8 protein-coding genes are annotated in these 12,618 nt (G+C 38.6%); 6 read left to right on the forward strand and 2 right to left on the reverse strand.

The window, feature by feature from the left end:
* Positions 1 to 24: 24 nt before the first annotated feature.
* The 4 genes from KMW37_RS11710 (at position 25) to KMW37_RS11725 (ending at position 4,516) form a co-directional block, all read left to right on the forward strand.
* A complete protein-coding gene (locus tag KMW37_RS11710; protein ID WP_246581451.1) occupies positions 25 to 1,827 on the forward strand; it encodes a tetratricopeptide repeat protein in 1,803 nt (600 codons plus the stop codon).
* A gap of 183 nt (positions 1,828 to 2,010) precedes the next feature.
* Positions 2,011 to 2,991: an isoaspartyl peptidase/L-asparaginase family protein gene (locus tag KMW37_RS11715; RefSeq protein ID WP_215224806.1), complete on the forward strand. Its 981-nt coding sequence runs from the start codon at positions 2,011 to 2,013 to the stop codon at positions 2,989 to 2,991.
* Positions 2,992 to 2,996: 5 nt separating this feature from the next.
* Positions 2,997 to 3,737: a copper homeostasis protein CutC gene (locus KMW37_RS11720; RefSeq protein WP_215224807.1), complete on the forward strand. Its 741-nt coding sequence runs from the start codon at positions 2,997 to 2,999 to the stop codon at positions 3,735 to 3,737.
* A gap of 317 nt (positions 3,738 to 4,054) precedes the next feature.
* Positions 4,055 to 4,516 carry a CBS domain-containing protein gene (locus tag KMW37_RS11725; RefSeq protein ID WP_215224808.1) on the forward strand — a complete coding sequence of 154 codons (462 nt, stop codon included), beginning with the start codon at positions 4,055 to 4,057 and terminating at the stop codon, positions 4,514 to 4,516.
* Between the two features lie 24 nt (positions 4,517 to 4,540).
* Here KMW37_RS11725 and KMW37_RS11730 read toward each other — a convergent pair whose 3' ends face one another.
* Positions 4,541 to 5,311 (reverse strand): YdcF family protein, encoded by a 771-nt coding sequence (locus tag KMW37_RS11730; RefSeq protein WP_215224809.1) that lies wholly within the window; start codon positions 5,309 to 5,311, stop codon positions 4,541 to 4,543.
* A 154-nt stretch (positions 5,312 to 5,465) separates the two neighbouring features.
* Here KMW37_RS11730 and KMW37_RS11735 point away from each other — a divergent pair, with 154 nt between their 5' ends.
* Together KMW37_RS11735 and KMW37_RS11740 are read left to right on the forward strand one after the other, a co-directional pair.
* Positions 5,466 to 8,681, forward strand: a complete 3,216-nt coding sequence (locus tag KMW37_RS11735) for a UvrD-helicase domain-containing protein (RefSeq protein WP_215224810.1) — start codon at positions 5,466 to 5,468, stop codon at positions 8,679 to 8,681.
* 1 nt (position 8,682) lies between these two features.
* Positions 8,683 to 11,544 (forward strand): PD-(D/E)XK nuclease family protein, encoded by a 2,862-nt coding sequence (locus KMW37_RS11740; protein ID WP_215224811.1) that lies wholly within the window; start codon positions 8,683 to 8,685, stop codon positions 11,542 to 11,544.
* Between the two features lie 80 nt (positions 11,545 to 11,624).
* Here KMW37_RS11740 and KMW37_RS11745 read toward each other — a convergent pair whose 3' ends face one another.
* Positions 11,625 to 12,077 (reverse strand): YciI family protein, encoded by a 453-nt coding sequence (locus KMW37_RS11745; RefSeq protein ID WP_215224812.1) that lies wholly within the window; start codon positions 12,075 to 12,077, stop codon positions 11,625 to 11,627.
* Positions 12,078 to 12,618 lie beyond the last annotated feature (541 nt).

The raw sequence follows: 12,618 nt of genomic DNA on the forward strand, positions 1-12,618 counted from the left end.
AATCAGCCCATGCTGAAACAGATTATGAAACATTCTTATAAGTATTTAATACTTTGTATTACAGTGGTTTTCTCTGCCTGCAATACGCGTTCCATTTTTGATAAGGCGGGTCAGCCTAAAATTTCAGTGGACAAGGATCCCTTGGTTTTACATAAGGATTCCATTCAGTTTACCTTGAAGGCCAGTATACCTGGGGGACTCGTGTCAGAGAAAAGTAACTATACACTTTTGCCTGAATATGAATATGGTGAGGGGGCTTTGCCTTTGGAGGAAATAGAACTTACTGTGGAAGATTTGGCCGGAACGGGACAAGGTGTGGAAATAATAAAGAAAATGTCATTTCCCTATATGGATGGAATGGACCGTGGTAGACTTAGGATAAAAGGCTTGATGGAAGAGGTTGAATCTGGAAAAAGTTATACTACACCATATATTGAATTGGCAGAGGGTATTATCAGTACGCCAAAGTTAAGTAGAGTAGGGCAATTTGCTCCTGGTGAAAATATTCCTGAAGTAGGGGCTTATATGAGTTTTGAAGGGGAGTTTGGGAATATGTCTTCTCACGAAACTTCATTCTTCTTTACCAAAGAGGGAAGTAATGTAAATTCTTCTGTTCATAATGATGTTTTTGAAGAGCAGTTGAAAGAACTTGTTGCCAAGGATGAAGAGATCAATCAGATTTTAATAAGTGGAATGGCTTCTCCTGATGAATCAAACTATGATTTATTGGCTGCAAAACGTGCCCAAGCTTTAGAAGTTTATATAAAGGAAGCATTGGTAGATGCAGGATATGGCTTTGAAACGAATGATATATCATTTGAATTGATAAAAAAAGATCCTGATTGGTTAATGTTTAGATACCTTTTGAGGACCTTTGATAAGATTGATATGAATGAAAGGGATAAATATTTTGATATTATTTATTCTGATGAAACATATAGTTCCAAGGTGATGGCCATGAAAGAACTGCCCTCTTATAAACAGTTTTCAAGGGAGAAATTCCCTGAAATGCAAATGGCTCAAATTGCATTTATGACGGATAAAGAACTTCGTGATGACCCTGAAATTTCTGCTTTGTCCAATAAATATATTAGTGGCACTGCCCAAGGAGATGAGCTTACAGAGGCTGAATTGGCAAGGGCTGCTGAGTTTAACCCTGGATTGAACGAAAAGCAAATATTATATGAGGCGATGTTGGCCAAACGTGGTTCCGCATTGGCATTTAATAATCTTGGTGTGGTTTACCTCAACCAAGCTCATCGAATGATAAAGGTAAGTGACAAGAACAGGAAGGTGAATGAAGCTATGAAGCTTTTCAGGATGTCAAATGATATTAAAAAGAGCGCTCATGCTACCCATAATATGGGACAGGCCTATTTAATGTGGGAAGATTATGGAGCTGCTTATTTGGAAATATCGCAAGCAAATGCCATTTCCAAGGATGATCCTGACTTTAATAGTTTCAATGAAGGAAAAAGAGGCGCCATAGATATTATTAGGGGTGATTATAAACTGGCAACCCTCCGTCTTAATAAAGCTCCTGCAACAGCTACCAATCTATTTAATAAAGGATTGGCCTATTATTTAGCCCAAGAATATGCTGAGGCTGGGGTAGCTTTTGAAGAGAGTGCCCTCCAGAATATGGAGTTCGGATATGCGTTTTATGGCTTGGCCATGGTAGCAGCTGAAAACAACGATGAAGAGAGGTTGTACGAAAACCTCCAAAAAGCAGTACAAAGGAGTCCTTACCTAAAAAGAAGGGCCGCCACGGACATGGAATTTGAAGATTATTTCTCAAAACCCGAGTTTAGGGAAGCGATAAGATAATAAAAGAGACAATTATTAAAAAGCACTTCACAACCGATGAGGTGCTTTTTTGTTTTTGCACTTACGAAAAAAAATATTGTTATATCGATTTAGTTGTTTAAAAAAATAGTATAATGAAAAGTGTTTTTTCTGTCTAAAATTTTCTAATTTTCGTCGCAATGATCACTTTACAGTTAAATTAATATGTCAAATAGAAGAAAATTCCTCAAAAATACATTAATGTCATCGGCACTAATTCTGCCTAGTTCCTTGACTTCAAATTTATCATTTGGAGCTATTGGAAAAAGGGAAAAGCACAAGCCATTGATTCTATCTACTTGGAACCATGGTATGGCAGCCAATGATAAGGCTTGGGAAGTCCTAGGTGAAACTGGTAATATTGTGGATGCAGTGGAGCAGGGAGTGATGGTGACAGAGTCAGACCTGACAAACTTATCTGTGGGATTACAAGGATTACCAGATAGAGAAGGTATAGTTACATTAGATGCTTCTATTATGAAGGGAGATGGTTCATGTGGGTCTGTATGTTTTGTGAGACAGGTGAAGCATCCTATTTCACTGGCAAGAAAAGTCATGGAGGACACGCCACATGTAATGCTGGCAGGTGAGGGAGCTCGTCAGTATGCCATGGAATTGGGGATGCCGATTGAAAAAGAAGAAATGAGTCCTGCAGCAAAGAAAGCTTACGAAAAATGGAAGGAGAAATCTGAATATAAACCTATTATCAATATTGAGAACCATGATACCATTGGAATGATTGGTATGGATAAAGATGGTAATTTGGCTGGATCATGCACAACCAGTGGCTTGGCTTATAAGATGCATGGAAGGGTAGGTGATAGTCCTATCATCGGTGCCGGATTGTATGTTGATAATGAAGTAGGTGCCGCAACCGCAACTGGTTTGGGAGAATCAATCATCAAGGTTTGTGGTAGTTTTCTTATCGTAGAATTGATGCGTCAGGGAAGGACTCCTCAGGAAGCTTGTGAAGAAGCTGTTAGAAGACTGATCAAGAAGAATAAGGGAATAGAGGGGATACAGGCTGGTTTCTTGGCAATAAATAAAGATGGGGAACATGGAGCCTATGCGGTTCACCCTGGCTTCAATTATGCCATGCATCATAAAGGAGGAAAATCATTGGTTGATTCAAAAAGTAAATTTTAATAGATATGTCTTCGTTGATCTTAGAGGCTCCGGTTTTTACTGTGGAGGCAGCACTGAAGGCTGCTGAATATGGTATTGACAGGTTGGAGCTATGCGCTGATTTTCTGGAAGGAGGCGAGACTCCTAGTGCCGGTACCCTCAAACTTATTAAGGAAAAGGTAGATATACCTGTTTTTGTTATGATCAGGCCTCGTGGTGGAGATTTTGTTTACACCAATGAGGAACTTGAAGTAATGAAAGAGGATATCAAGGTGTTGAAGGGGCTAGGTGCTGATGGATTTGTTTTTGGTGTGTTGACCCCAAAGGGAGAGGTAAATATCGGTGCCTGTGAGCAATTAATTGAAGTTACCGGAGGATTGCCATGTACTTTTCATAGAGCATTTGATGCCTCCAGAAACTTGGAGAAATCTCTGGAGGCGGTAATAGAATGTGGATTCCGTAGGATACTTACATCGGGTGGAAAAAACACTGTTACAGAAGGTATGGACATGATAAATAATTTGCTGGAGAAAGCTGGTAGCCGCATTGTGATCATGCCAGGAGGAGGAATGAACCCTGATTTAGTTGAACCTCTCTCCGTGTCTGGGAATCTTAAGGAAATTCATGCTAGCTGCAAGGTTTGGAGAAACTCTTATAGTGATTACTGGAATAAGGACTTGGTCTTAAGTTCTGTACCTGCATACCAGGATAAAGTGTTGTCAGTGAGTAAAGAAGAAGTTGAAAAATTCTTAAAAGTGATAAAATAAAACCGGAGATATGATTTTGCCGATAATTTCAGATTTGGTAAAATAAACCTGTGTTTAGAACTAACTGAAGGTGGTTTTACTAGCAGAAAGCTGGTGAAACCACTTTTTTTGTTTTTTGAGTAATCTAATGCCCGAATATTATAACTAATTGATTTAGGGTAAAAGTGTCAATTTTTGGTAAATATATAGAGTTGTAGCAATAATGTAATTTACCTGTTTGTCATTTTTTAATGTTGGGAAATTGTGTAGATGTTTTTTAAAATTTTGATTAAAAGCTATTTGTTGTTATATTATTGGGTACACTAAACCCGAAAATTATGGTAAAAAGCTTTCAAGGAGTCAGGCTAGCAGAGCCAAAGAAGTCCCCCGCGCAGGCCGTGTTGGTCCAAGATCATATGAGTACCAATCTTATTACCTTTCATCCTGATGACCCTATCGATTATGTAATTGATACCCTCACCCAAAAGAAGATATCAGGAGCTCCTGTAGTGGATGATTTCCAAAATCTAGTAGGAGTGATATCTGAAGTGGATTGTTTAAAAGAGATTATAAAAGGAAAGTATAATAATACACCAAGAATAGCAGGAAAGGTAAGAGAGCACATGAGTAAGGATGTCATTACCATGGATCCTGAGCTTACCATTTTTGATGCTGCCCATAAGTTTCTAGAACTTAAAATCAGAAGATTCCCGGTCTTAAAAGAGGGCAAACTCATTGGACAAATTAGTTTGAGTGATATTATAAGGGCTATCCCAAAACTTAAGTCCACAACTTGGTAGTTTACTTTAAAGTAAACTACTTTTTTATATATAGCCTACCAGCTTATAGACCACAATCCCAATCCATTCTTTAAATAACTTATGCCAAATGACAATACCCTCTGGAACAGGGGTGAAAAGTGATTTGAAAGTTAATTTCATATCATGGGAATAATAGTCCACGGGGAAGGCTTTGGTTTTTATACCTACTTTGTCAAAGCACGCCTTGGCTCTGCTCATGTGGAATGCTGAAGTGATCAATAAGTGCTCGTTATCTATTCCAAAATCTGAGTTTACTAATAATTCCTTGGCGAACAACGCGTTTTGGCGAGTATTGACAGCTTTATTCTCTATGATGATATCTTTAGAGGGAACCCCTGCGAAGATCATGAAATCAGCTAAAAGTTGTGCTTCCGTATTGGAGTTGGTCGGGTTAAGACCTTGTCCTCCTGTGATGAGGATGTGTTTTATCTTGCCCATTTTATAAAGTTGCATTGCATGGGTTGCCCGGTCTGCTCCCTTATTGAAAAAGGTCCGGTCGTAAGCGGTCTTATCTAAATTGGTAACTCCTGTTAGTACTATTCCCAACTCATATTCCGGCAGGTCGGCAATTGGTTCAAAATCGGGTTCCCAAGAACTCATCACTGCATTTGAAATAAATTGGTTGGAAAAGAAAAGCAGTAAAATTATTCCAGCGATTGAGAGTGTTTTTCCTATAGCTTTTCTCCTGAGAAAATAACCTGTAATCAATAGAAGAATGACAATAGTAAGGGGCATTGCTAAAAATGTCAGAAATTGAGCTAGGTAAAAGAACATAGGATTGAAGATTCGTCTGATAGTAATTCAAAGCATGAAATTAAGGTTTAATATTAATTTAAACCTATTTCATTAATTAAATATGACAGTCTATGTCCTTCATTTTTATAATCCGAAAAAATACTATTGTTTTGTCTAAATTGTTTGAATGTACATGGATGATAAGCCCTTTATTATTTATAAGTCCTCTGCCGGTTCTGGTAAGACCTACACGCTGACCCTGGAATACCTAAAGCTGGCCTTGGCAAATGAAACTGCCTTTAAGTCTATTTTGGCGGTGACCTTTACCAATAAGGCTACCCAAGAGATGAAAAGTAGGATTTTAGAAGAACTTGCCAGGCTAAAAAGGGAGGTGAATCCCAATGAGTTTTTGGATCAGGAGCTGATGCAGCATTTGAAAATGAATGCTCAGGAACTTCAAGAGCAGGCTGCTAAAGTCCTCAGCTCAATTTTACATGATTACGCCCAGTTCTCTGTCAGTACCATTGACAGTTTTTTCCAAAAGGTGGTCAGGGCATTTGCTAGGGAAATAGACCTTCAAGCAAAGTTTGATGTGGCTTTGGATCAGGAGGCTATACTTGAGCAGGTAGTAGACAGGGTAGTGCAAAACGTTCTCGAAGATCAATATTTGCATAAATGGTTGGTAGATTATGCTTTGACCCAAATTCAAAACGGTAAGTCTTGGGATATAAGGACCAATATCAAATCCTTGGGAAGAGAGATTTTTACTGAGAATTTCAAACAGTATCAACAGTTTATCAGGGAGTTTCTAGCGGAAGAAGAGAATATTGAGGCTTTTAAGAAGTATTTGGAGCAGAGAAAAGAGGAAATCATTGATGGTGCTTTGGAGCTGAAAAAACAGGCCAATGAGATCAGACAGCAGTTTGGGTTGGAATGGGCTGATTTTTCCAGGGGCTTTGCAAGTAAATTTGATAAACTAGGAATAAAAGAGGATCCTGTTCCAGAATTGACTGGGCCACAAAAGGAAATGGTGCATGATGAATCCAAGTGGGCTACTAAAAGCAGCAAGCTAAGGGATGCTATATTTTCAGCATATCATGCTGGATTGGGGGAAATGTGGGGTAAATTGATTCCTATGAGGGCTGAATGGTTGACTTTTGAGGCCATTAATAAAAATTTTTATGCCTATGGATTATTTAGGAATCTTTTGGATGAGTTGAGAGAATTCAAGGATGAGGAAAACCTTTTGATGATTTCAGATGCCAATGATTTTCTAAAAGAGATTACCAGAGAAAATGAAGCGCCATTTATTTATGAAAAAGTAGGCAATCAATATCGACATTTTCTGATAGATGAATTCCAAGATACCTCAGGCTTTCAATGGGAGAGTTTCAAACCACTTTTGGAAAATTCTTTGGCCCAGGGAAATAAAAACCTTTTGGTTGGAGATGTAAAGCAGTCAATTTACAGATGGAGGGGAGGAGATATGAAGTTATTGTTGGAAAAAGTAGAGGAAGACATCGGCGCTAGACAAATAGCTGTCGAAAACCTGGATACCAATTACCGTAGTTTGCCAAATATTGTTGATTTCAACAATGCCTTGTTTAAACGACTTCCTGAGCAGTTGCAATTAAGCTTTTCCAAGCAGATAGGCTTTGATGGTGGGGAAATCCTGAGTAAAGCCTATGAAGATGTAGCCCAAAAGGTTTCGGGGAAAAAGTCTGCAAGTTCTTATAAGGGGAAAGTCCGCATGGAATTCTTGGAAGAAAGTAGAGAGGAAGAGGTGAAATTCAAAGATAAAGTGGTCGAAAAACTTCCTGAAATGGTAATGCAACTTCAGGATAAAGGTTATGATCCAAAGGATATCGCTTTTCTGGTCAGGAGAAAAAGTGAGGGAGCTATAATTGCAGATGCCATGATGGCCTATAAATCAGAAAACCCTGAGCTAAAGTATAGTTTTGAAGTTGTTTCTGATGAATCCATGTTTTTGGACAAGGCCGCCACCGTGAAGGCATTGGTTGCTGGATTGCAGTTTCTGTTGGATCCAGAGGATAAGGTTCCTTTTCAAACGATGTGGTTTTACTGGTGTAGCTTACACAAAAAGGAAATAGGCCATGATATCTTTGGGGATGAAGCCCATCCAGCATGGTTAAGTGAGAAAATAAGAGATTTTGAATCAAAACAAGCTCGGCTTAGTCAACTTCCATTGTTTGAAATGGTGGAGGAACTGATCGTTTTATTGGATTTTTATGAGCTGAAGGAAGAGTTGGCCTATATTTCAGGTTTTAAAGAAGCAGTATATGATTATGTGCTTAATAGCAGAGCCGATTTGGTAGGTTTTCTTGCTTGGTGGGAGGAAAATAGGTCCAAACGTACAGTGAAAATTCCTGAAGGACATAATGCAATGTCCATCATGACCATCCATAAATCCAAAGGTCTTCAGTTTAAAGTGGTGCTCATGCCATTTTTGAGTTGGGAGATAGTGGATTTTAAAAAGGACAATATTATTTGGTCTCCATTTAAGGACTCATCCCATAATGTGCAGGCTATTATTCCCTTGACTTTAAGGAAAGAATTATCCGAGTCTGTATTTCAACCCATTCATGAGGAAGAGGTTACAATGTCTTATTTGGACACCTTGAACATGATTTATGTGGCCTTGACTAGGGCTGAGGAGGTGCTGTGGAGTTTGAGTCCTTTTAAGATTTTAAAGACAGCCCCATCCTTAAACCCCATTGAGAATAATATTAAACTTATTTTTGAAAATGGCGGATTAAAGACCAAAAATGAGGATTTGAGTGAGTTTTATGACCCCGAAACAAAGGTTTTTGATTGGGGGGAATGGCCTGAAACTGCGGAAAAAGGTGAGGATTTGTTGAAATCTCCCATGGAGCAGTTTTCATGGAAATATAGGGATTGGACGGATTTACTGAAAGTGAAGAAATATGCGGCTGATTTCAGTAAGGAGGGACTAAGCCAAAGACAAAAAAGAAATTTTGGATTGTTGATCCATGAATTATTAGAGCAGTCTCAAAATAAAAAAGGGGCTTTTAGTTGCTTACAATCCTACTATTTTGAAGGTAGGCTGGATATGGACGAAAAGTTGATTGTTGAGGAGCAACTGGAAAAGCTGTTTTCCAATAAAACTTTTAATGATTGGTTCGAGGGCCCTGGAGAAATGTTGACAGAGCAGGGGGTTATTTTGCCAGGAGGTAGACAAAAAAGGCCGGACAGGGTGATTTTATTGGATAATAGCGCTACTGTTGTTGATTTTAAAACTGGAGAGGAAAAGGATCAATATTTCAAACAGGTGAAAGAGTATATGATGCTGCTTGAGGAATTGGGACATATGGCTGTAAAGGGTTATTTGTGCTATCTGGAAACAGGGAATATCATTGAAGTAAAATAATATGCAGGGATTTCTAAAAGATACTGCCAAGGATTTGCTGGATAGATATCCAGACCTAAAAGAAGTGACGATCATCCTTCCCAATAGAAGGGCAGGCTTGTTTTTTACCAAATATCTTGGTCAATTAATCAGCCAACCAATGTGGATGCCTGCTGTTAGAACAGTGGAAGACTTATTTTATGAGTTGGCGGGGCAGCGGCCGACCGATCAACTTAGCCTTATTTTTGAACTATATAAGGTGTATAAGGAGTTGCAGCCAGATCCTGAACCATTCGATAGGTTTTATTATTGGGGAGAGATGATCCTTAAGGATTTCAATGATATAGACCAGTTTTTGGTGGATCATGAAAAGCTTTATGGGCTTTTGTCAGATATAAAAGAAGTTGAATCAGATTTAAGTTTTTTGACCAAAGATCAAATTGAGCTGATTAAGCAATTTTGGAAATCTTTTGAGAGAGAAGGTAGAGGTCATCAGGATAAGTTTCTCCGGTTTTGGCAATTATTAAGCACCTTGTATGATAGGTTTCAAGAGGAGTTGAATGTTGCTGGTTATTCTTATTCAGGTAAGTTGTACCGAAAGGTCGTTGAGCAATTGGATGCTCTTGAGCAACCGTCTAAGCATTATGTTTTCGTGGGATTTAATGCCTTTACCGCTACTGAAGAAAAATTGATAAAGCATTATGTGGCAAATTTTGGTGCAGAGGTCTATTGGGATTTGGATGCTTATTATACCCTAAATCCGCAACAAGAGGCAGGTCTGTTCTTCAGGGATTATCGAAAGGATAAAATACTTGGGCGAACCTTTGCAAAGGAACTACCCAATAATATTGTTTCCAATCCAGCCAAGATCAAAGTGTATGTGACCCCGTTGAAGGTTAATCAAGCCAATTTGGTAGGCCGAATTCTTGATAAGGTAATGCCAGGTGAAAACTTGGAAGAAACCGTTGTGATTCTCCCTGATGAGCAATTATTGTTTCCTGTGATGCACCAATTACCTGAACATATAGATCGGGTCAATGTGACCATGGGGTATCCAGTAAGAAATGCTCCTGTCTACGCCTTTTTGGAGTCTTTATTGGATTTACAACGCTATGTTAAGGTAGAGGATTCTAAGATATATTTCTATCATCAAGTGGTTAAGGATTTACTTTCTAGCACCTATTTGAAGTCAGGAAATGAAGCTTTTGTCAAAGAGTTACTGGGAAAAATCCAGAAACAAAACCAGATTTATATAAGCCAAGATGATTTAGCGGTAGGGGGAGAGTTTTATCGACTAGTGTTCCAACGATTATCTCCAGATCAGCTTTTTGATTATTTGGAATCCTTAATGATCGGTTTGGCAAATCGGCTAAAGGAGGACCCTCTACAGGGCAGTTATCTCTATCAATGCCATAAACAATTGGTGAGGCTAAAAGAAATTTTTCAATCCCAATCAGATATAGCGTTTAACCTAAAATTCTTTATAAGATTATTTAGGCAAATATTTAAGGAAGTCAGATTGCCCTTTGAGGGAGAACCTCTGGCAGGCTTGCAGATTATGGGGGTTTTAGAATCCAGAAACCTTGATTTCAGAAGGGTGATCATAGCCAATATGAATGAAGGGAGCTTTCCGCCCTCAGCAGCCCTGAATTCCTTGGTACCTTTTAATCTAAGAAGGGCATTTGGCTTGCCTGTTCAGGAGCAGAATGATGCCATCTATGCGTATACTTTTTATAGGTTGCTTCATAGAGCGGAAGAGGTGCACATGGTTTATTCTACAGCTGCAGACCAAGGTAAAGTAGGGGAGAAAAGCCGTTATATTCAGCAAATGATGGCTGAAATGGGAGTTGATATTGAGGAAGAAGTGGTGTTTGTCCCTGTAGATCTTCAGCAGTCAAAAGAGATCAGTATTGCTAAAACTCCCGAAATCAGTGCGATTTTGGAAAAGTATGCGCTGCAGGAAAATGGAAAGTCTGTGACAGCCTTTTCTCCATCTGCATTGAGTGTATGGCTAGACTGTAGGCTGAAGTTTTATTTCCAGTATCTCGCCAATATCAAAGAAAAGGAAAAAGTAGAGGAGGAAGTTAGTGCTTCTGTATTTGGGAATTTAGCTCATTATAGCCTGGAGTTTCTTTATAAGGGCTTTATGGAGAGAAAGCAAAGAAAAGTGGTCGAGAAGGAAGATTTCGAACAGTTGTCCAAATATATCTTCCCTTCCATAGAAAAGGCAATTCGGGATTTTTATCATCTAGATGAAGCTGCTGATACGAAATTGTCCGGCCAAATGGCTATTGTGAGGGATGTCCTACAAAAGTACATTAAAGCTCTTTTGGAGCTGGATAAGGAGGGCGCGCCATTTGAGTTGGTGAGTTTGGAAAAGGATATGCATTATCAGGCAGAAGTGCCTGTAGAGGTAAATGGCCGTTCGTACGAAATCGTCATTAGAGGGATTATAGATAGGGTAGATAAGCAAGGTGGAGTGGTGCGTTTGATTGATTATAAATCTGGAAAAGATCAGAAAGAGTTTCCTTCTGTGGATTCATTATTTGACCGGGAGCATCCTAAGCGGAATAAGGCTGCTATGCAGACCATGATTTATGGTATGTTATATCAGAGAAAGTTCCCTGAAAACCGATTGGCACTCAAGCCTGCTATTTATAATTTAAGAGAAATATTTAGCAAAGATTTTAATCCTTATTTGCAATTGAAAGAGGGTAGGAGTAAGGCTGAAGAAGTAAATGATTATCGGGATTATCAGGAAAAATTTGAGCAAGGACTTAAAGGTTTGCTTCAGGAGATTTTTGATTTGGAGGTTCCTTTCAGTCAGACAGAGGATTTGGATAAATGCCAATATTGTCCTTATAAGCAAATTTGTGGAAGGTAATATTCCAAGAAAAAATTGAATGGTTATAGGCCGGAAAAAATCCTTTTTCCGGCCTTGTTTTTTATTAGGTTTTCCAATTGTTAAATTTCAATTTTTTGAATCTTTTCGTGAATTTCTGGTATGGCCATGACGGCTGCTGAACCATACCATTCAAGTAACTCCATGGTCAAAACACCGGTTTTGACCGCAGGGTCTTCATTGGTCAATTCCTTTGCTTCCTCCAGGTTGTCTACATCAAAAAGGAAAATTCCACGGAGCTCGCCATCACCAAAAAAAGGACCTGCCAAAACCAATTTTTTTGCATCTACCATATGTCCAATATGAGCCATATGTCCTTCCTGAATTTTGTCTCTTTCTTCATCGGAATAGTTTGCTACATCTGGTCCTCTTTTTAGTAATGCCATGACATATTTTTTCATTCCATAGTCATCGGCTTTATATTTTTCTGCAAGGTCAGGGTCATATTTTTCCTGACCAAATGCTGCCAGATGCAGCACCAATAATAAGGGTATTATTACAATTAGTTTTTTCATGATTTACAGGGTTTATATATGAAGTTTTTACTATTGAGTGCTGGTAAATATTTTATGGTTAAACAGGTATAAATAACCTATTGTTGTTTTTTGCTTTGAGTCCATTTAACAGGATTTTCTAAGGTCTTATTCTCTCCCTATAATAGGAGAAAAATAGCAGAGGATCTTTACTAGGAAAAATACCTAATAGTTTTAAAAAAAGGAAGGTAAATGTTGTGCTTTTTTCTATCCCTTTTTTACGGAACATTGCTGGGGATTTGATGAACAGTAATTACAGAATTATAGCTTTTTGTTTGTGTCAAATTGGGGCGGAAAGGAGGGGGCTTTTTATGGGGATACAGCAGGTGATAGAAGGGAGGATTTTCTAAGGAATTGATAAGAAACAATGGGGTTGGCTCAAGGGTGAAGTGGTTTAATTGATGGACGAATAGAGGTGGGTAAGGAGGGAAAAACAGTCAAAAACGGATTAAATAGCAATAAATACTGCTTTTAGAAATGTTGGGGAATACCAAAGGATGAATTGTTTTAGTGGAATTTATTA

This window comes from Echinicola shivajiensis (assembly GCF_018642165.1).
Lineage (GTDB): Bacteria > Bacteroidota > Bacteroidia > Cytophagales > Cyclobacteriaceae > Echinicola > Echinicola shivajiensis.